Annotated in this window: 21 protein-coding genes; 11 read left to right on the top strand and 10 right to left on the bottom strand. The window is 76.1% G+C overall.

Annotated elements, in window-relative coordinates:
* Positions 1 to 19 precede the first annotated feature (19 nt).
* Positions 20 to 1,441, bottom strand: a complete 1,422-nt coding sequence (locus tag D1781_RS09810; RefSeq protein WP_119482132.1) for an MFS transporter — start codon at positions 1,439 to 1,441, stop codon at positions 20 to 22.
* Between the two features lie 101 nt (positions 1,442 to 1,542).
* Here D1781_RS09810 and D1781_RS09805 point away from each other — a divergent pair, with 101 nt between their 5' ends.
* Positions 1,543 to 2,367: a helix-turn-helix transcriptional regulator gene (locus D1781_RS09805; RefSeq protein ID WP_119482131.1), complete on the top strand. Its 825-nt coding sequence runs from the start codon at positions 1,543 to 1,545 to the stop codon at positions 2,365 to 2,367.
* An 18-nt stretch (positions 2,368 to 2,385) separates the two neighbouring features.
* On the opposite strand, the gene D1781_RS17540 is transcribed toward D1781_RS09805, so the two are convergent.
* The 3 genes from D1781_RS17540 to D1781_RS17535 form a co-directional block, all read right to left on the bottom strand.
* The gene (locus D1781_RS17540) at positions 2,386 to 4,089 is read right to left on the bottom strand and encodes a S8/S53 family peptidase (RefSeq protein WP_158590057.1); all 1,704 of its coding nucleotides are present in this window, start codon (positions 4,087 to 4,089) and stop codon (positions 2,386 to 2,388) included.
* Positions 4,090 to 4,210: 121 nt separating this feature from the next.
* A complete protein-coding gene (locus D1781_RS09795; protein ID WP_119482130.1) occupies positions 4,211 to 5,149 on the bottom strand; it encodes a patatin-like phospholipase family protein in 939 nt (312 codons plus the stop codon).
* 206 nt (positions 5,150 to 5,355) lie between these two features.
* Positions 5,356 to 5,934 carry a dihydrofolate reductase family protein gene (locus D1781_RS17535; protein WP_158590056.1) on the bottom strand — a complete coding sequence of 193 codons (579 nt, stop codon included), beginning with the start codon at positions 5,932 to 5,934 and terminating at the stop codon, positions 5,356 to 5,358.
* A gap of 132 nt (positions 5,935 to 6,066) precedes the next feature.
* On the opposite strand from D1781_RS17535, the gene D1781_RS09785 reads away from it, so the two are divergent.
* Positions 6,067 to 6,456, top strand: coding sequence for a VOC family protein (locus D1781_RS09785; protein WP_119483168.1), 390 nt, complete (start codon positions 6,067 to 6,069; stop codon positions 6,454 to 6,456).
* 25 nt (positions 6,457 to 6,481) lie between these two features.
* Here D1781_RS09785 and D1781_RS09780 read toward each other — a convergent pair whose 3' ends face one another.
* Genes D1781_RS09780 through D1781_RS09775 form a run of 3 tightly spaced genes read right to left on the bottom strand, consistent with a single transcriptional unit; the run spans position 6,482 to position 8,602 of the window.
* Positions 6,482 to 7,240 (bottom strand): hypothetical protein, encoded by a 759-nt coding sequence (locus D1781_RS09780; protein ID WP_119482128.1) that lies wholly within the window; start codon positions 7,238 to 7,240, stop codon positions 6,482 to 6,484.
* Positions 7,241 to 7,292: 52 nt separating this feature from the next.
* Complete coding sequence (locus tag D1781_RS17530; RefSeq protein ID WP_158590055.1) at positions 7,293 to 7,457, bottom strand: hypothetical protein; 165 nt, start codon at positions 7,455 to 7,457, stop codon at positions 7,293 to 7,295.
* Between the two features lie 59 nt (positions 7,458 to 7,516).
* Positions 7,517 to 8,602 carry a DUF1266 domain-containing protein gene (locus D1781_RS09775; protein ID WP_119482127.1) on the bottom strand — a complete coding sequence of 362 codons (1,086 nt, stop codon included), beginning with the start codon at positions 8,600 to 8,602 and terminating at the stop codon, positions 7,517 to 7,519.
* A 57-nt stretch (positions 8,603 to 8,659) separates the two neighbouring features.
* Between D1781_RS09775 and D1781_RS17525 the strand changes: the two genes are divergently transcribed.
* Entirely contained in the window at positions 8,660 to 9,559 is a 900-nt protein-coding gene (locus tag D1781_RS17525; protein WP_158590054.1) for a DUF6882 domain-containing protein, read from the top strand.
* Between the two features lie 92 nt (positions 9,560 to 9,651).
* Here D1781_RS17525 and D1781_RS09765 read toward each other — a convergent pair whose 3' ends face one another.
* A complete protein-coding gene (locus D1781_RS09765; RefSeq protein WP_119482126.1) occupies positions 9,652 to 10,629 on the bottom strand; it encodes an aldo/keto reductase in 978 nt (325 codons plus the stop codon).
* 187 nt (positions 10,630 to 10,816) lie between these two features.
* Positions 10,817 to 11,026, bottom strand: coding sequence for a hypothetical protein (locus D1781_RS09760; RefSeq protein WP_119482125.1), 210 nt, complete (start codon positions 11,024 to 11,026; stop codon positions 10,817 to 10,819).
* Between the two features lie 163 nt (positions 11,027 to 11,189).
* On the opposite strand from D1781_RS09760, the gene D1781_RS09755 reads away from it, so the two are divergent.
* The 6 genes from D1781_RS09755 to D1781_RS09730 all read left to right on the top strand — a co-directional run bounded on the left by D1781_RS09755 (position 11,190) and on the right by D1781_RS09730 (position 16,414).
* Positions 11,190 to 12,263 carry an alkene reductase gene (locus D1781_RS09755; protein WP_119482124.1) on the top strand — a complete coding sequence of 358 codons (1,074 nt, stop codon included), beginning with the start codon at positions 11,190 to 11,192 and terminating at the stop codon, positions 12,261 to 12,263.
* Between the two features lie 123 nt (positions 12,264 to 12,386).
* Positions 12,387 to 13,094, top strand: a complete 708-nt coding sequence (locus D1781_RS17905; protein ID WP_119482123.1) for a YciI family protein — start codon at positions 12,387 to 12,389, stop codon at positions 13,092 to 13,094.
* Positions 13,091 to 14,320 (top strand): RNA polymerase sigma factor, encoded by a 1,230-nt coding sequence (locus D1781_RS09745; RefSeq protein ID WP_119482122.1) that lies wholly within the window; start codon positions 13,091 to 13,093, stop codon positions 14,318 to 14,320. The genes D1781_RS17905 and D1781_RS09745 overlap by 4 nt, the downstream gene beginning before the upstream one ends.
* Positions 14,321 to 14,359: 39 nt before the next feature.
* A complete protein-coding gene (locus tag D1781_RS09740) occupies positions 14,360 to 14,920 on the top strand; it encodes a TetR/AcrR family transcriptional regulator (protein ID WP_119482121.1) in 561 nt (186 codons plus the stop codon).
* 74 nt (positions 14,921 to 14,994) lie between these two features.
* Positions 14,995 to 16,026, top strand: coding sequence for a medium chain dehydrogenase/reductase family protein (locus D1781_RS09735; protein ID WP_119482120.1), 1,032 nt, complete (start codon positions 14,995 to 14,997; stop codon positions 16,024 to 16,026).
* A gap of 70 nt (positions 16,027 to 16,096) precedes the next feature.
* Positions 16,097 to 16,414 (top strand): thiamine-binding protein, encoded by a 318-nt coding sequence (locus tag D1781_RS09730; RefSeq protein ID WP_119482119.1) that lies wholly within the window; start codon positions 16,097 to 16,099, stop codon positions 16,412 to 16,414.
* A 21-nt stretch (positions 16,415 to 16,435) separates the two neighbouring features.
* On the opposite strand, the gene D1781_RS09725 is transcribed toward D1781_RS09730, so the two are convergent.
* Entirely contained in the window at positions 16,436 to 16,951 is a 516-nt protein-coding gene (locus D1781_RS09725) for a DUF2510 domain-containing protein (protein ID WP_158590053.1), read from the bottom strand.
* 101 nt (positions 16,952 to 17,052) lie between these two features.
* Here D1781_RS09725 and D1781_RS09720 point away from each other — a divergent pair, with 101 nt between their 5' ends.
* A complete protein-coding gene (locus D1781_RS09720; protein ID WP_119482117.1) occupies positions 17,053 to 18,282 on the top strand; it encodes an FAD-dependent monooxygenase in 1,230 nt (409 codons plus the stop codon).
* Positions 18,283 to 18,352: 70 nt separating this feature from the next.
* Positions 18,353 to 19,105: an SDR family NAD(P)-dependent oxidoreductase gene (locus tag D1781_RS09715; RefSeq protein ID WP_119482116.1), complete on the top strand. Its 753-nt coding sequence runs from the start codon at positions 18,353 to 18,355 to the stop codon at positions 19,103 to 19,105.
* Positions 19,106 to 19,122 lie beyond the last annotated feature (17 nt).

Here is a 19,122-nt window from a genome sequence, read left to right as displayed (position 1 = left end):
TCGGACGTCCGCCGCGTGCTCAGCGCTCCGGCAGCCGGGGCAGCCGGGGCAGCGCGGCGGCGGCCGCCGCGGTGACGACCTGCGTGACCACGAGAGCGGCGCCGAGCACGCCGATCGCGAGCAGCGGGTCGACCGGCAGCAGCGCGGTGAACACGGAGCCGAGGACCGCGACGCCGAGGGCGAGCGCCGTCTGCTGCGCGGTGACCATCACGCCGCCGCCGACCCCGGCGAGGTGCCCGGGCACGCCGGACAGCACGATGCGGAAGATCGCCCCGACGCCGAGCGCCTGCCCGAGGCCGCCGAGCGCGAGCGCGGGCAGCACCAGCGGCAGCGCGTGGACGCCCGCGACGAGCAGCGCCGCGAGCACGGCGAAGGCGGCGCCCTGCAGCAGCCCGCCGGCGACGAGCACGCCGCGGCCGAACCGGCGCAGCAGCCCGGGGACCGCGAACGAGACGAGCACGTAGACGACGGTGACGGGCGTGATCGCCAGGCCCGACTGCAGCGGGTCGAGCCCCAGCACCTCCTGCGTCGTGAGCGCGAACCCGAAGAGGAACGCGCCGACCGCGGTGAAGAAGACGACCAGGACCGGCAGGCCGCGGCGCATGGAGGGGACGCGCAGCAGCGACGGTGGCAGAAGGGGGAGGCGGCCCGCCCGCTCCGCCCGGCGCTCGACCGCGACGAGCACGGCGATCGCGGGGACCACGGCGACGAGCAGCGCGACGCACCACCACGGCCAGCCGAGCGCCGGCCCCTCCGTCAGCGGCAGGAGCAGGCCGACGAGCGCGACCGCGAGCAGCGCGACGCCGAGCGGGTCGAGGCCCGACGCGGCGGGCGAGCGCGTCTCCGGCACCGAGCGGCGCAGCAGGAGGAGGGCGGCGATCCCGAACGGCAGGTTCACCAGGAACACCGCGCGCCAGCCGACGCCGAGCACGTCGGCCTGAATCAGGAGGCCGCCGACGAGCTGGCCGGTGACCGCGGACAGGCCGCCCGCGACCGCGTAGCGCCCCACGGCGCGGGCCCGGGCGTGCCCGGTGAGCACGGTCTGCACGGTCGCCAGCACCTGCGGCGCGAGCAGCGCGGCGGCCGCGCCCTGGAGCACCCGCGCGGCGATCAGCAGGCCCGCGGTCGGCGCGAGGCCGGCGAGCAGGGACGTCGTCGTGAAGGCGGCGAGACCGACCGCGAGCAGCCGGCGGCGGCCGAACCGGTCGCCGAGCCGCCCCGCGGGGACGAGCAGCAGCGCGTAGGCGACCCCGTAGCCGGCCGCGACCAGCTCGAGCTGCGCGGGGGAGGCGGCGAGGTCGCGGGCGATGCTCGGCAGCGCGACGTTGGTGATGAAGAGGTCGAGGTTGGCGAGGAACGGGCCGACGAGCAGCACGAGGAGGCCGAGGGCGCCCAGGCCCGTCGCCTCCTGCTGCCGCTCCGGTCGCAGCGCGATGGTCATGCCGTCAGCGTCGACGCCTCCCGATCCTGGTACCAGGAGCCGGCGCATCCTGGTACCAGCAGCACCCGGCTCGCCGGCCCGCCCGGGGCCAGACTGGAGCGGTGAGCGACTCCCGGCGCGACCTCGGCGACTTCCTCCGGTCGCGCCGCGCCCGCATCGCGCCGGAGGACGTCGGTCTGCCGGCCGGTGGTCGGCGGCGCACGCCGGGCCTGCGGCGGGAGGAGGTCGCGCAGCTCGCCGGCGTGGGCGTCACCTGGTACACGTGGCTCGAGCAGGGGCGGGACATCCGCGCCTCCGAGCAGGTGCTGACCGCGGTGGCCCGCGTCCTGCGGCTCGACGCCGACGAGCGGGCGCACCTGCTCGAGCTCGGCGGCTTCGGAGCGCCGACCGCGCCCGCGGCCGCGGAGGTCGACGCGGGCGTGCGCCTGCTGCTCGAGCGCCTCGACCCGGCTCCGGCGTACGTGCAGAACGGGCGGTACGACGTGCTGGCGCACAACCCCGCCTTCGGCCGCCTCGTCACCGACCTCGACCGGCTCCCGCCCGCCGACCGGAACACGATGTGGCTCGCCTTCACCGACGTCGCCTGGCAGGCGGCGATGCCGGACTGGGAGGAGGTGACCGCGCGGATGGCCGCCCAGCTGCGGTCGCAGCGCGGCGCCGACGCCGACCGGCGGCAGCGCGACGACCTCGTGCGTCGCCTCACCGCCGCGTCCCCGCGGTTCGCGGAGCTGTGGCAGCGGCAGGACGTGCTCGAGCCGAGGACGGGCCGCAAGGTCTACATCAGCCCGCACGTCGGCCGGCTGCGCTTCGACGTCGTCACGACCTGGCTGCAGCCGCGGCAGGGCCTCCGCCTGGTCGCGCACCTGCCCGCGGACGCGGAGACCGCGCGCCGCGTCGAGCGCCTCGCGGAGCTCGCGCGGCGCTAGCGGACCGGGACGAGCGGGTCAGAAGCTGTCGAGGCTCTTCGGGGTGCCGACGCCGGTCGGGCCGTCGTAGCCGGGCGCCGCGGTGCAGACCACCGAGCCGCCGCAGACGCCGTTCGCGCCCGCGGTGACGTCCCAGAACGAGCCGGCCCGCGCGTAGAGGCGGCTCGCGTCCGAGTAGTCGGCCGCGTGGCCGGAGCGCACGAGCATGCCCGCGACGAGCGGTGCGGCGAGCGACGTGCCGCCGGCGACCATCCAGCCGTCGTCGGTGTACCCGGCGGCGATCGTGCCGAAGGTGTCGTAGACGGCGATGCCGGTCTGCGGATCGGCGTCCGCCGCGAGGTCCGCGACCGTGCGGCCGGCGCAGGCGCTGTCCGTCTGCCAGGCCGGCTTCGCGGTGGCCGTGGAGCAGCCGGAGCCGGCGCCGCTCCACGCCGTCTCCATCCAGGTGCTGCGGACCGTCGGGAGGGCGGGTGCGGGCGGTGCGGGCGGGGCCGTGGTGGCGGGCGGGTTCGCGACGACCGGCGGGTCCGCGATCGGGTCGGCGGCCGTCTTCCGGTCCTGGTCGACGACGGCCTGCGCCGCCGCGACCGCCGCCGTGAGCGTGCGGACCGCCTTCGCGGCCGTGGTCGCGGTCCGCTTCCGGGCGGCAGCGGTCGAAGCGGCCTTCCGCGCGGCCTTCTGCCGCGCGGAGGCGGTCGCCTTCGCCTTCTTCACCGCGTGCCGCGCGGTGGCGGAGGGGTGGTGCTTCGCCCGCGAGACGGCCTTCTTCAGCGCGGTGCGCGCCGTGGTGAGGCGCTTCTGCGCGGTCGCCGCGGCGCGCTTCGCCGAGGCGGCGGACTTCGCGGCCGAGGCCGACCGGGTCGTCGCCTTCGCGAGCTCCGCCTTCGCGCGAGCGAGGGCCACGAGGTGCTCCTGCGGCGCGGTCAGCGCGGACGCCGCGGAGGCGTCGCCGTTCGAGACCCGGATCGCCCCGCGGGCGCCGGAGTCCTGCCGCGCGGCGCCGGACGCCGAGGTCGAGCTGAGCGTGGTGCCGCCGACGGCGATCACCGTGCTCAGGGACGCGGGGAAGCTCGCGGGCTGGTAGCCGTCGTCCCCGGTCGCCGCGACGAGCGCGACGCCGGGGTGGGTGAAGAAACGGCTCTGCCAGTAGCCGGACGAGCTGGTCTCCGAGCCGCCCCACGACATCGAGACGGCGGCGGCGCCCATCGTCGCTGCGCGGTTCACGGCGGTGCCGAGCGCGATCGTGCCGTTGTTCGCGGCCTCGACCACGAGGATGCGGCAGGCCGGGCACGCGGCGGACACGGCGTCGACGTCGAGGCTCGCCTCCGTGCTCCAGTCCACGTCCGTGGTCGGGTACGAGGTCCCGCCGTTCTGGTCGACCTTCTGGAAGCAGCCGTTCGCCGTCGTGCAGGCGGGCAGCCCGAGGCGCGAGCGGTAGACGGCGAGGTCGGACTCGAGCGTCGGGGTGTCGTACGGGATGACGACCGCCACGGTCGCCCCGACGACGCCGCCGGTGAGCCCGTAGGCGTCGGCGATGTCCGCCGGGTGGAGGCCGTAGGGGCCCGAGGTCGAGGTGGCCGCGGGCCGGACGACGGCCATGGACCGCATCGCCGCGTCGCCGCTCGGCAGGGCCGAGCCGCTCCCGGCGTCCGGCGTGACGAGCACGCCCGCGGCGCCGAGCAGGAGCGCGGCGGTGACGCCGCCGATCGCGCGCGTCAGCATCCTGCCCATCGAATCGATCCCCCCGAACCGCCGGCGCGCGCGGACCCGCGAAGCGCCGAGCGATCAGGGTATTTCTCCACCGGGTGCGGGGCGCCGCCCAGTTCGGGTGCCGCGCGGCGGCTCAGCCGCGCCAGAACGGCGCGAGCCGCTCGGCCTCCCGCCGCCCCTGCGCGAAGCCGGCGCGCGCCGCCGGCGGACGGGCGGCCGGGTCCATCATCCCGCCGCCGAACGCGGCTGCCGCATCGGCGTCCGGGATGATCGTCTCGATCCGGCTGCCGGCGGCCCGGAGCTCCTCGACCTGCGCGGCGAGCTGCATGCCCCAGGCGAGCGGGTGCCGCGTGCGGCCGCTGAACGGCGACAGGACGAGTACCCGCGCGGCACCGGCGGCGAGGTCGGCGTTCTCGTTGCGCCGGTAGCCGCCGTCGATGCACCAGCGGTCGCCGACCCGGTAGGCGGCGCCGCCGGAGGTGCTCGCCGCGACGGCGTCCACGAGGTCGACGCCGCTGTCGCGGTCGAAGACGATCTGCTCGCCGGTCGTCGCGTCGACGGCGGTGAGGAGGACCCGCGTCGCGGGCCAGCGGTGACCGGGCAGGCGGGCGGCGACGACGCCCCGCCACCGCTCGGTGCTCGGGTTCGGGCTGATGCCGTCCGAGGGGTCCGCGAGCTCGAGGAAGAGCGCGCCGATGCGACGGCGCATGTCGGCGGCGTCCGAGGACGCCGCGATGACCCGGGCGGTCCGCTCGAGCAGGTCCGACTCCGGGCCGCGCGGCCGGGTCGCGTTCGCCGCCGACGTGGTTGCCGGCGGGGGAGCGGGCTGCCCGTCGAGGATCGCCGACAGCAGATCCGGCAGCGGTTCGTTCACGATCTGCACGGCGGCGGTGGCGCCGGCGGAGGTGCCGACGACGAGGTCGGCGTCGGTCACGTCGAGACCGGCGTCGGCGAGCCCGGCGAGCACCCCGATCAGCCAGGCGTTGCCGGCGGAGCCGCCGCCGCCGAGGACGAGCGCTCGGGACGGGGTCGGGGAGGACGTGGAGGAGGTGGTCGAGGAGGTGGTGCGCATGGGAGTGCCCTTCGCGAGATGCGGGACGGGCGCTCCCTGCGGCGACTACGCGGGTCGCCGGATCGTGGGCTGCGGGGGAGCGCCCAGCTGAACTGCGTCCATGAGTCTCACCTCCCGTCTCCCGATCACGATCGGGAGCACTGTGGCACCGCGGGGCGCCCGGCGCAACGGGCGCACAGGGTGCGGGGTGGGCGGAGCGGGACCGGTCAGGGGCGGGCGTCGTAGCGGAGGCGGACCAGCTGCGAGTCGGGTACCACGGCGACGTCGAGCAGGCGCAGCGGGACGCGGGAGCCGGAGAAGAGCTTGCCGCCGTCGCCGAGCACCGCGGGGCCGATCAGCACGTCGAGCTCGTCGACGAGGCCGGCCTCGAGCAGCGGGCTCCACGTCGTCGCGCTGCCGTAGGTGACGACGTCGCCGCCGTCGCCCGCCTTCAGCCGCCGCAGCTCGTCCTGCGCATCGGCTCGGCGCACGATCCGGGTGATCGCCGCCCAGGGCCAGGACGGGTCGACCTCGAGCGAGTCGGACACGACGACGTGCTCGAGATCGAGGTTGATCCGCGCGATGTCCTGCTCGACCGGCGGCTGCGCATCGTCCTCGAGCACACGCGCCCAGTAGGCGCCGCCGTCGTAGGTGCGGCCGCCGTGCAGCACCGTCGACGCCGCGCGCAGCAGCTCGATGTTGTGCCGGCTGAAGCCGTCGTCGAACGGCATCACCGACAGGTCGCCCGCGACCCCCTCCTGGTAGCCGTCGATCGACGTGCACACCGACACGACGTACCTGCGCACCGCGACCTCCGCTCGTCGTTCTCGACGCCCCCAGCCTCGCGGAGCCGAGCCGGATCGGCAACGGTGTCCTCGCGCGGCGCTCCCGTTCGTCGTCCCCGTGCGGCACGCTCGGCGCAGGAGAGAGGACGCCCCATGGAGATGAAGCTCGAGCTCGTCGTGATCCCGGTCGCCGACGTCGACCGCGCGAAGGCCTTCTACCTCGAGACGCTCGGCTGGCACGGCGACGTCGACGTGCAGCCGGCGCCCGGCGTGCGGGTCGTGCAGGTGACGCCGCCCGGCAGCGCGTGCTCGCTCGGGTTCGGAGCGGGCATCCCGGTCTACGACGCCGCGAGCCCCGCCGCGAACCTGCACCTGGTGGTCGAGGACCTCGCGGCGACGCGCGCCGATCTGCTCGCTCGCGGCGTCGAGGTCGGCGGGGTGGTCGACGTGGGCGGCGGCGTGCGCTACGCGGGGTTCCAGGACCCGGACGGCAACGGCCTGCTGCTGCAGGAGATGGCGTGGCGCCGAGGGGGGACGTTCTGACGCGGGTTCCGGTCGCCGCGCGAGGTCAGGGCGAGGCGGGCTGCAGGCCGCCCGCGATGCCGACGACGAGCGTCCACGGCACGTCGCGGCCGGCGGCGACCGCGATCTCGGTCGGCGGGTTCCGCGGGTAGAGGAACGTGCTCGGCACGGCCGCGCCGGACTGCTCGGGCACGAGGCCGCGCGCGAGCACGACGGGGTAGGTGGTCCAGTCGGTGCGGGTCACGCGCAGCAGCGCGCGCCACGCGACCGGCGACGGGCCGTTCGACGTCATCTGGACCGAGACGCGGCCGCCGTCCCACGCGCCGACCGGCGGGTCGAGCCGCACGACCGCGTTGCCGCGTCCCTCGAACCGCCTGCCGATGACCCGGCGGTCGCGGACCGTCGTGCCGACCGCGATCCGGGTCGGCGCGACGCCGTCGAGCGTCAGGACCTGGCCGTCGCCGACGTCCACGACGGCCTCGGTCGGCCCGACGCTCGGCGCCGAGGACGCCTCCGCCGTCGGCACCGCGGACCGCACCGTGTCACCGGCCTGCCGGAGCCCGACCGCGCCGACGACGACCGCGGCCACCACCGCCGCGACGACGCCGGCGAGGATCAGCGGTGCTCGGCGCGAAGGCCGGAGCGCCGGCTCCGCGGCCTCCTGCTCGGGCGCGGGAGCGGGCGCAGCGGCTCCGCGCTCGGCGAGGTACTCGCGGAGGTCCGCGTCGGTGGCGTCCGGTCGGTAGAGGCGCCGGCGCAGCGCGTCGAGGACCGCGTCCTCGCGCTCCGGCTCCGTCGCCGCCATGCGCGCCTCCCGATCCTCCGCTGCCCGATCGCCCGCTCGTCCTCGCGGGTGCTCAGTCGGCGGCGGGACCGCGGTCGCGGCGGGCGCGACCGGCGCTCGTGAGCGTCTCGTCCGCCTCGGCGGGCTCGCCGTGCTCCTCGGGGACGGGGGCGTCGCGCTCGTCGAACGCGGTGTCCGGGTCCTCGGGGTGGGGCATCAGCGGCTCGGCCATCGACATGCGCGCAGTATCCGCCGTGCGGGTGGACGCGCGCTCAGGTCCCGGGAGCGGCGCGCGTCTCAGCGCTCGTCGATCGGGCGCCCCTCCGTGCCCTCGAACCGGGGCAGCCAGGCCGGGACCGGGCGGGAGGGGAACGGCACCCGCGCGGCCGGCCAGGCGCTGCCGCGGAGGCCCGCGAGCGAGTCGTCGAACGCCTGCACCGCCTCGAGCCGGTCGCTGAAGAACGCGACGCCGATCCGGACGTTCGCCCAGTACGCGTCCCAGGAGCCGAACAGCCCCTCCGCGGGCTCCGCGGCGCGCTCGATGAGCCGCCACGCCGTCGACGCGTCGACGTGGTCCGCGAGGTGCGCCATGCGGACGATGCTGATGACGCGCTGGCTGTCCGCGCCCCACAGCAGCAGGGGCGGGCGCCCGCCGAGCGGCTCGTCGAGCTCGCGGAGGTCCCACTCGCTGAGCCCGGTCAGCGAGCTGAGGCGGCCGAGCATCCGCTCGCCCTGCTCGCCGTGGAGGACCGCGTGGAAGCGAGCGCTGAGGCTCGCGTCGCCGAGCGCGTCCGCGACGAACAGCTCCGTGTCACGGCCGCTCGCGATGTGCTGGTCGTTGTCGAGCCGGGCGCGCAGGTCCGCGGTCGCGAACAGCGGCATGCTGACGAAGCGGGGACGGGGCCCGCGGCGGGACGGGCGCGACCGCTCGGCGACCGGGAGGCGGTGCGCGGCGGGCCCGTAGTCGAGCGTCGAGTTCCAGCCGCCGATCGCGTAGTCGGACTGCGCGTCGAGCGCGAGCAGCTGCTGCTGCCGGTCCGTGACCGGCCCGATGCCCGACAGGCGCCAGTACGCCTCCTGCTCCCGCCGCGGGATGCGCCGGTCGAACAGCGATCCGACGACGATGCCCGCCGCGGCGAGCACGACGAAGACCCCGAGGCTGATCAGGAAGCCGACGTCCTCCGGGCCGGAGGTGGACGGCCCGAAGACGTCGAAGGCGGGGACCATGACCGCGAGCACGACGAGCGCGGGCAGCACCCACAGCACCCCGCGCAGCGCCGCGCGGTTCGGGTCCGACGCCCGCATCGTCAGTCGGATGGCGCGGAGGTCCGACCAGCGCGTGCGGATGGGGAAGGTGCGGTCGCCGTACCGGTTCTGCAGCACGCACCGACGGTACGTCCTCGGAGTCGCCGCGCGGCCGCAGCCGCTACCGTGCGGCGCATGGCCGACGGCGGATTCACCGAGACGGAGCTCACGGAGGGGTACCTCGCGCCGGGCGCGACCGAGTCGCCGGAGTTCGCGGCGCTCGTCGACGAGGCCGCGATCCTCTCGACCGAGCAGCAGGGGCACGTCGCCGACCTGCACGAGCACGACAGCTGGGGCGTCGACGCGGCCACCCAGCGGTTCACCTTCACGGCGCCCGACGGCGCGACGCTCGACTGCCGCGCGCACCTCCTCGGCTCCGCCGCGCCGGGGCCGGGCACCTGGCTGTGGGGCTGGGTGAACGCGAACGGCTTCCCCGACGCGTTCTTCGCCCGCGCCGCCTCCGTGCGCGACACGGCCGACGCCCCGGAGCTGACGACGGCCGAGCTGCCGCTCGCCCCCGGGCTGCCCCTGCGGCTCACCATCGCCGCGAAGGCGGTCACCGGCATCACCGCGCACTACTCGGCGCCCGTCGGCGGCGGCACCCGGATCTGGATGCTGATCGAGCACCCGTCGCTCGAGCTGCCCGCCCCGACCGTGTTCCGGACCATGGAGGCGGTGCGCGTGACGCTCGACTCGGTGCAGCTGATCGACCACCGCGCCGCGATGCGCGCGTGGGCCGGGCAGCGCGGCGTGCCGGTCCGCGCCGCGGAGCCGGACGCGGACGCGGCGCCCGGCGGCGAGACGCTCGCCTTCGACCTCAGCGACGGCGAGCTCGTCGTGCAGTTCGACGCGCAGCACCGCCTGGTCCGGATGCGGGCGGAGGTCGAGCCGCCCCGCGCGACCGAGCCGCCCGCCGATGATGCGCCCGCCGACGAGCTGCCCGCTCCGGAGCCGCAGCCGAGCACCGCGCCCGAGGGGCCCGCGGACGCTCCCAAGCCCCGCGGCTTCCTCTCCCGGCTCCTCGGCCGCGGCTGACGGTGAACGGCTAGCGGTTCAGGCCCACTTTGCTCACGCTTCTGGACGCCGCGTCGACGATCCGGCGTCCAGAAGCGTGAGCAAAGTCGGGGTCACTCGTCGCGGTACCAGTTGCGCTCCCAGCGGTGGGCCGTGAGCTTCGCGAGCTGCGCCTCCGGGAGGGCGTCGCGGTCGCTCGTCGCCGCGTTCCGCTCGACGTTGCGCACGGTCCGCATCCCGGCGATGACCGTCGACACCGCGGGGGAGGAGAGCACGTAGCGGATCGCGACATCGGGGACGTCGTCGACGGCGATGCCGAGGTCGTCCGCGAGGGCCTGCACGCGCTGCTCGACCTGCGCGGGGCGGTCGTCCTTGAAGAAGTGGTTCCGGAAGTCGCCCTCCTCGAACGTCGTGTCCTTCGTGATCCGGCCGGTCAGGCCGCCCTCGTCGAGCGCGACGCGCACGATGACGCCGACGCCGTGCTCCTGGCAGGCGGCGAGCAGCTGCTCCTCCGGCTGCTGGTGGAAGACGTTGTAGATGACCTGCACGGTCTCGACGACGCCGGAGCGGATCAGCTCGAGCGCGTTCTCCGGCTCGTAGTCGTTGATGGAGACGCCGAAGTGGCGCAGCTTCCCCTCCGCTTTCAGCGCCTGCACCGTCTCCAGCCAGTCGCCCTTCCCGACCCACTCGTCGCTCCAGACGTGGAACTGGACGACGTCGAAGGCGTCGAGCCCGCTCGCCGCCAGGCTCGTCTCGAGGCTGGCGCGGATGTGGTCGCCGGGGAACGCCTCCTCGACCGGCGTGCCGGGGCGCGCGGGCCACGAGCCGTTCTTCGGCGGCACCTTCGTCGCGACGATCAGGCCCTCGCCCTCGTGCCGCTTCAGGACCTGCCCGACCAGCTCCTCGCTGCGGCCGTAGCCGCGCGCCGTGTCGATGAAGGTCCCGCCGAGCTCGATGAAGCGCTCGAGGGCGCGCAGCGACTCGTCGTCCTGCGCGCCGACCCAGCCGCCGCCCGCGCCGCCGATGCCCCAGGCGCCGTAGCCGATGTCGGACACCTTCAGGCCGGTGCGGCCGAGTTCCCGGTACTGCAATTCCGTCTCCTTCGATCGGTTCCGCGGGCGACCGTAGGACGCGCGGCCGAGTGCGGGGTGTGGTCGAGGGTGCCGGGTGTGGTCTCGAGGCTCGCTGCGCTCGCACCTCGACCAGCGGAGCGGCGGGCCCAGCGGGGTAGGCGGGGACGGAGCGGCGTGGTGAAGGAGCGCGGGTCGGCAGCGGGGGTCAGTCGGCGTCGCGGAGCTCCCACGGGACCTCGCCGACCAGCACGACGGGCTCAACGGGAGGGAGGTCGAACTCGCCGGGGACGTCGAAGTCGCCGACGGCGCTCGTGCGGCCGAGGTGCACGACGGTCTCGCGGCCGTCGATCGCGACCAGGGGCACGTCGCCGAGGTGGTGCTCGAGGAGGGGCTCGGAAGCGGTGTCGCTGTGCATGGCTCCATCTCCGCGCGGCCGCCGGCGACCGGCGGCGCGCCGCTCCCGGCTCCCAGGAGGCCCACGGCTCCTCCTCGGCTCCCGCCGAGGACGGGAATGCGCCGCCGCCCGCGTCGTTGACCTCCCGGGTCGCGCCGCGCGGCCACGGAAGGACTGCACCTCGATGGACCTCTTCAGCCCGATCGACCTCGGCGACCTGCACCTCGCGAACCGGGTGGTGATGGCGCCGCTCACGCGCGTCCGCTCCGGCGCGGAGGGGGTCCCCGGTCCGCTGGTCGCGGAGCACTACGCGCAGCGCGCCTCCGTCGGGCTGATCATCACCGAGGGCGTCTACCCCGGCGCCGACTCCCGCGGCTACTTCGGGCAGCCCGGCATCGTGACGGATGCGCAGGAGGCGGGCTGGCGCCGCGTCGCCGACGCCGTGCACGCCGAGGGCGGCACGATCGCGATGCAGCTGATGCACGCGGGTCGCGTCTCCCACCCGGACCTCACCGAGTCCGGCCGCACCCTCGCCCCGAGCGCGGTCGCGATCGACGGCGAGGTGCACACGCAGCACGGCAAGGCCCGCCACGTCGAGCCGCACGCCCTGACCGAGGCGGAGCTCGCGGTCGTCCGCGACGAGTTCGTCGCCGCCGCGCAGCGGGCGGTCCGGGCGGGTTTCGACGGCGTCGAGCTGCACGCGGCGAACGGCTACCTGCTGCACCAGTTCCTCTCGCCGGCGTCGAACGTGCGGACGGACGGCTGGGGCGGGTCGCCGGAGGCGCGCGCCCGCTTCGTGATCGAGGTCGCGCAGGCGGTGTCGGCCGCGATCGGCGGCGGCCGCGTCGGCATCCGCATCTCGCCCGCGCACAACATCCAGGACGTCGCGGAGACCGACGCGGACGAGACGCGCGCCACCTACCTCGCGCTGCTCGACGGCATCCGGCCGCTCGGGCTCGCCTACGTCTCCGTGCTCCACGCGGACCCGGCCGGCCCCCTCGTCCAGGAGCTCCGCGGGCACGTCGACGCCGGCCTCGTCGTCAATAGCGGCTTCGGCCGGCAGACCGACCGGGAGGAGGCGGTCGCGCTGCTCGAGCGCGCGCACGCGGACGCCGTGGCGGTCGGCCGCGCGGTGATCGCGAACCCCGACCTCGTCGAGCGCTGGCGCCGCGAGGCCCCGGAGAACGCGCCGCGGCCCGAGCACTTCTACAGCGACGGCGCCGAGGGCTACACCGACTACCCGCGGCTCAGCGCCTAGGCGCCGCGGCCGCACCGGCTCGGCGAAGAACTTCCCCACGGGTGTCCTCGTGGTGCGTCCTCGTTCGTCGTCCTTGCGAGACCGCGCACCGGCGCGGTACGGAGGACCTCAGGAGGAATCGCTGTGCAGTACGTGATGCTGGTCCGGGTCGACCCGGACCTCGCGGGGACGGTCGAGATCGACGACGTCGAGCCGTGGGTGGAGGAGGGCTCCCGCACCGGGATGCGGCGCGAGGGACGGCCGGTCGACGAGCCGGCGACCGCCACCACCGTGCGGGTGCGGGACGGCGAGGTGCTGCTCTCCGACGGCCCGTTCGCCGAGACGAAGGAGATCGTCGCCGGGTACGACCTGCTCGAGGCGCCCGACCTCGGCACCGCGGTCGACTACGCCTCCCGCCACCCGGTCGCCCGCATCGGCGCGCTCGAGATCCGCGAGGTCTGGAACGACTTCGTGCCGGACCGCGAGGGCGGGCTGCCGCCGACGCGCACCGAGGGCCGCGACTACCTGTTCCTGCACGTGCCCGACCCGGCCGTGTACCGGTCGATCGCGCCGGAGGGCCTCGACCCGACGGAGTGGGTGCGCCGGGTGGAGGACAAGGGCGTCACGCTCGGCGGCGCCCGACTCCGCGAGGCGGACGACGGCACCGCGGCGTCGGTGCGGGCGCGGGACGGCGAGGTGCTGGTGAGCCGCGGTCCGTTCGCCGAGCTCGCGGAGCAGATCGCGGGCGTCGACCTCGTCCGCGCCGCGGACCTCGACGAGGCGCTGGCGCTGGCCGCCGCGCACCCGACGTCGACCATCGGCGCGATCGAGGTCCGGCCGTTCCCGGCGTGAGCACCGGGGACGCCCTCGCCCGGGCGTTCGCGGACGAGTGGGGGCGCGTCGTCGCCTCCCTCGTCCGCACCACCGGCGACTGGTCGCTCGCGGAGGACGCCGCGCAGGAGGCGTTCGCCGCGGCCGCGACGGCGTGGGAGCGCGACGGCGTGCCCCGGCGCCCGGGCGCGTGGCTCACGACCGTCGCGCGCAACCGCGCGCTCGACCGGCTGCGGCGCGGGGCGGTGGAGCGCTCGGTGCTGGCCGAGCAGGCGGCCGCGATGGAGGAGGGAGGCGACGTGGACCCGATCGAGCCCGACGACGTGCCGGACGACCGGCTGCGGCTGATCTTCACGTGCTGCCACCCGGCGCTCGCGCTCGAGGCGCGGGTCGCGCTGACGCTGCGGACGCTCTGCGGGCTGACCGTGGAGGAGATCGCGCACGCCCTCGGCGCCAGCGAGGCGGCGACCGCGAAGCGGCTCGTGCGGGCGCGGCAGAAGATCCAGCGGGCGGGCGTGCCGTACCGCGTCCCGAGCGGCGCGGCGCTACCGGAGCGGCTCGGCGGCGTGCTCGCCGTGCTCTACCTGCTTTTCACGGAGGGGTACGCGCCGAGCAGCGGCGCCGCGGTCGTCCGGCCCGACCTCTCGGCCGAGGCGATCCGGCTCGCCACGGTGCTCGCCCGGCTGATGCCGGACGAGCCGGAGGTGCTCGGCCTCCTCGCGCTGCTGCGCTTCCAGGACTCGCGTCGCGCCGCGCGCACGGGGCCGGCCGGCGAGCTCGTGCCGCTCGACGAGCAGGACCGCGGCCGGTGGTCGCCCGAGTCGATCCGCGCGGGGGAGGAGGCCCTCGCGGCGGCGGAGCGCCGCACGGCGGAGCCCGGGTTCCACCTGCGCCAGGCGCGCATCGCCGCGCTGCACGCCCGCGCCCGCGAGTCGGGACGGGTCGACCGCGCCGCCGTCGCGGAGGAGTACGCGGCGCTCCGCCGGCTCAGCGCCTCGCCGCACCTGGCCCTCGCGCACGCGGTCGCCGTCGGCCTCGCGGACGGGCCGGACGCCGGGCTCGCGATGCTCGAGGACCTGCCCCCCGGGCCCCTCGGCGCGACCCTGCCGGCTGCCCGCGCGGACCTCCTGCGCCGCGCCGGCCGGACCGCGGCGGCCGCGGACGCGTACCGAGCCGCGCTGGTCCTGGCCCGCACCGGTCCCGAGCGGGCCTTCCTCGCCCGTCGGCTGGCGGAGGTCGGCGGCTGACCGTTGCGGACCGCGCGCAGTGAGTGTACGGTCACTCACATGGCGCAGACGATGATCACCCTCAGCACCGCGGACGAGCGGCGGCACGCCGTCGTGGACAGCGCGATCGCGGTGTTCGCCCGCTCCGGGTACCAGGCGACGCCCGTCGCCGACGTCGCGCAGCACGCCGGCATCTCCACCGCCTACGTCTTCAAGCTCTACCCCGGCAAGGAGTCGCTCTTCGTCGCCGCCCTCGAGCGCTGCTTCGTCCGCGTGGTCGACGCGCTGCGCGCCGGTGCGGACGCGGCGCGGTCGGACGACCCCGCCGTGCTGCTCGACGCGATGGGGGAGGCGTACGCCCGCCTCATCGCCGACCGCAGCCTGCTGATGCTCCAGGTCCACGCGATGTCCGCCGTCGACGTGCCGGCGATCGCCGCCGCGCTGCGCCTCGGCCTCGAGCGCGTGACCGCGTTCGCGACCGAGCGCACGGGTGCGGAGCCGGCCGCGATCCAGCGCTTCATCGCCTACGGGCAGCTCTGCCACCTCATCACCGCCACGGGCCTGGAGGCCGGGGACGGGCCGTGGGCCGAGTCGATCGTCGCGGGCATCCGGCACTACTGATCCGCCTCGGGCAGCGGACCCTGTTCCGCTGCCCGCCAGTGAGTAACCGCTCAGTCACCATCGGAGGAAGTCCCATGAGCACCACGTCCGACATCCGCATCGTCCTGCCCGGTCTCGTCGAGCCCGAAGGGCTGCGCATCGAGCGCGCCGAGGTCCCCGCACCCGCTCCGGGTCGCGCGGTCGTCCGCGTCGAGGCCGCCGGTGTCTCCTTCGCCGAGCAGAGCATGCGCCGCGGCCGGTACCCGGGCCAGCCGCCCTTCCCGTTCGTCCCGGGGTACGACCTCGTCGGCCGGGTGGAGCGCGTCGCCGCGGGGGAGGACGCCGCCCTCATCGGCCGGCGGGTCGCCGCCGCGACGAAGACCGGCGGCTGGGCGACCCGCGCGCTGGTCGACGTCGCGGACCTCGTGCCCGTGCCGGACGCGGTCGAGCCGGAGGCCGCCGAGGCGGTCGTGGTGAACGGCATCACCGCCTGGCAGATGCTCGTCCGGTCCGCTCGCGTGCCGGCGGGCGGCACCGTGCTCGTGCACGGCGCGAGCGGCGGCGTCGGCACGGTCCTCGTCCAGCTCGCCCGCGCCCGCGGCCTGCGGGTGATCGGCACCGCGGCCGTTCGGCACCACGAGGCGATCCGGGCCCTCGGCGCGGAGGTGGTCGACTCCCGCGCGGAGGACTGGGACGCGGCGGTCCGGCGCCTCGCCCCGGGCGGCGTCGACGCGGTGTTCGACCACCTCGGCATCACGAGCGCGCGGCGCTCGTTCCGCCTGCTGCGGCGCGGCGGCGCGCTGGTCGCCTACGGCACGGCGGCGGACCGCGACGGGAAGCGCTCGGTGCTCGGCGTCTTCGCCGAGTTCCTCGCGCAGATCGCGCTCTGGAACGCGCTGCCGAACGGGCGGCGGGCGTCCTTCTACGACTTCTGGGGCGGCAAGCGGCTGCGCCCCGCGGCGTTCCGGCGCCGGCAGCACGAGGACCTCGCGGCCGTGCTCGACCTCGTCGCCCGGGGCGAGGTCGTGCCCGAGATCGCCGCCCGCTTCCCGCTCGAGCAGGTCGCGGAGGCGCTGCGGCTCGCCGAGTCCCGCACGGTGCGCGGCAAGGTCGTGCTCCTGCCCTGAGGCCCGGCCCCAGCCGCGGGTGGCACGCTCCTCCCGGCCGCTCCGCCGGGGGCGGCCGGGAGGAGGAGCCGTGCTCGTCGCGTTCTCGGTCGCACCCAGCGGGGGCGACGATCCGGACGGATCCGTGCACGACGCCGTCGCGGCGGCGGTGCGCGTCGTGCGGGAGTCGGGCCTCCCGAACCGCACCTCCTCGATGTTCACCGAGCTCGAGGGCGAGTGGGACGAGGTCATGGACGTCGTCAAGCGCGCCACCGAGGCGGTCGGCCGCTTCGGGCCGCGCGTCTCGCTCGTGCTGAAGGCGGACATCCGGCCGGGCCGCACCGGGGAGATCACGGGGAAGCTCGACCGGCTCGAGGCCGCGCTGCAGCAGGGCACCGACCCGGCCTGATCGCGGGGCGGCGGCCGGCCGTCAGTCGAGGAAGTCGAAGACGCCCGGCGGCAGCGCCCCGAGCAGCACCGGAACCCAGCGGACGAGCCCGAGCAGCGACAGGACGAGCCCGGCAATCGACTGGCCGAAGCCGGTGCGCCGCTCGCCTTCGTTCGCGAGGCGGCGGCTGCGGACGAGCCCGCCGATCGACAGGACGACGCCGACGAGGGGGAGCACCCCGAACAGGCCGAACAGCAGGGCGATCACGCCGACGGGCACCGCGGCGTTCGCGAGCGGGTTCAGCGCGCCGACCGCGCGGGCCGTCGCACCCGCGGCCGCGGGGTTCCGCTCCGTGCGGCGGTCGTTCATCGTGCGCGCCACCTGCTGCGGGGTGATGGTGCTGCCGCGGGCCGCGTCGCCCGCCGCCGCCCGCACCCGGTCGATCGCCTCGTCGGCGGAGCGGCGCGCGTCGGACCAGCCGAGGCCGTTCCACCACCGGACCATGCCGGGTCGCTCCGGGTCGGGTCGCCAGCCGGGCTGGTCGGACGGGGTCGCCACGGCGGGCCTCCTTCGGGTCGCTGCGCCGCATCCTCGCGGACCGGGCGCGGCAGCGCGAGGCTCCCGGCGTCCTGCGATGCGCCGCGCGGGAGACTCCCCGCATGCGGGCAGCCCGTCACGTCCTGATCGCCGGCGCGAGCATCGCCGGGCCGCTGCTCGCGTTCTGGCTGGACCGCGCCGGCTTCCGCACCACGATCGTCGAGCGGTCGCCCGCGTTCCGCGAGGGCGGGCAGAACATCGACGTCCGCGGGGCCGCCCGCGAGGTGCTGCGCCGTGCGGGCCTCGAGGACGCGGTGCTCGCCGCGTCGACCGGCGAGCAGGGCACGCGCTTCCTCGACGAGCGCGGCGCCGTGCTCGCGGAGTTCCCGGTGTCGGGCTCGGAGACGGACGGGCCGACGGCGGAGATGGAGGTGCTCCGCGGCGACCTGGCCCGGATCCTCCTCGACGCCCTCGGCGACCGCACAGCGATCCGCTGGGGCGACCGCATCAAGGGCCTGACCGAGGTCGCGGACGGCGTCGACGTCGCGTTCGAGCACGGCGGCGCGGAGCGGTTCGACCTCGTCGTCGCGGCGGACGGCATCCGATCCACCACCCGGGGGCTCGCCTTCGGCGACGAGGTGACGATCCGCTCGCTCGGCCTCGACATGACCTGGCTGACGCTGCCCCGCGAGGATCAGGACACCGACTGGTGGGACTGGTGCGTCGTGGAGGGCGGCGGCGTGAACCTCCGCCCGGACCGGCACGGCACGACGCGCGCCCTCCTCTCCGAGACCACGGCGGACCGGGAGGAGCACGCGGCGACCGAGCGGTTCGGCACCGACGCCCGGTCGGCCGAGGAGCAGATCGCGCACCTCCGCGAGCGGTTCGGCACGACGGGGTGGGCGGCGCCCCGCATCCTCGACGCGCTCGAGCAGGCCGACGACCTGTACTTCGAGGCGATCGGGCAGGTGCACGCGCCGCGCTGGAGCAGCGGCCGGGTGGCCTTGACCGGCGACGCCGCCTGGTGCGCGTCGCCCGTGAGCGGGATCGGCACGAGCCTCGCGGTCGTCGGCGCGTACGTGCTCGCCGGCGAGCTCAGCGCCGCGGAGGACCACCGCAGCGCCCTCGAGGCCTACGAGGCGGCGATGCGCCCCTGGGTGGAGCGCGGGCAGCACCTCCCGCCCGGCACCCCGCGACTGCTGAACCCGACGAGCCGGCTCGGCACCGCCCTGCTGCGCGGCGGGCTGCGCGTCGCGGGCACACGGCCCGCGCAGGCGCTCGCGGCGCACGCCGTCTCGCCGCCCGCCGACGAGTTCGAACTGCCGGACTACCCGGCCCTCCGGGCGGGCTGACGGTTCGGCGGACGCACGGCCGGCGGCAGGGCCCGCGTCGTAGCGTCGCAGCGAGCAGGAGGAGGGCCGGATGGCGCGCAGGTTCGACGGCAGGGTGGCGATCGTCACGGGGGCGGGGTCCGGCATCGGCGCCGCGATCGCCCGGGGGCTCGCCGCCGACGGGGCCGTGGTCGTCGGCGTCGACATCGACGAGACCCGCCTGCACAACGTCGAGCGCCGCATCGAGATCGGCGGCGGCCTGCTCATCCCGGTCATCGAGGACGTCACCGACCCGACCGCGCTCGAACGGGTCGTCGCGACGGCGGTCGAGCGCCGCGGCGGCCTGCACCTCGCGGTGAACAACGCGGGCATCGCCGGTCCGCACGGCCTCGCCCACGAGATCGGCGTCGACGACTGGCGGCGCACGATCGAGGTCGACCTGAACGCCGTCTTCTACGGGATGCGCGCCGAGGCGGCGGCCATGATCGAGTCCGGCGGCGGATCGATCGTGAACGTGTCGAGCCTGCTCGGGCTCGTCGGCGACGCGGACTCGCTCGCGTACACCGCGGCGAAGCACGGCGTGACGGGCCTGACGAAGGCCGCTGCAGCGGGCTACGCATCGCACGGCATCCGGGTGAACTCGGTGCACCCGGGCTGGGTCGACACCGCGCTGCCGACGCATACGACGCGGGAGCAGCGGGAGGTGCTGAAGGCCCGGAACCCGATGGGGCGGCTCGGCACCCCGGAGGAGGCCGCGGACGTCGTCCTCTTCCTGCTCTCGGACCAGGCCTCGTTCGTGACGGGCGCGCAGTACGCGGTCGACGGCGGCTTCACCGCCATCTGACCCGCGCCCCTTCCGTT

Origin of the sequence: Amnibacterium setariae, from assembly GCF_003581425.1 — a bacterium.
GTDB lineage: Bacteria > Actinomycetota > Actinomycetes > Actinomycetales > Microbacteriaceae > Amnibacterium > Amnibacterium setariae.
Note: the sequence above shows the minus strand (reverse complement) of the source record. Positions and strands in the feature narration are given on the sequence as shown.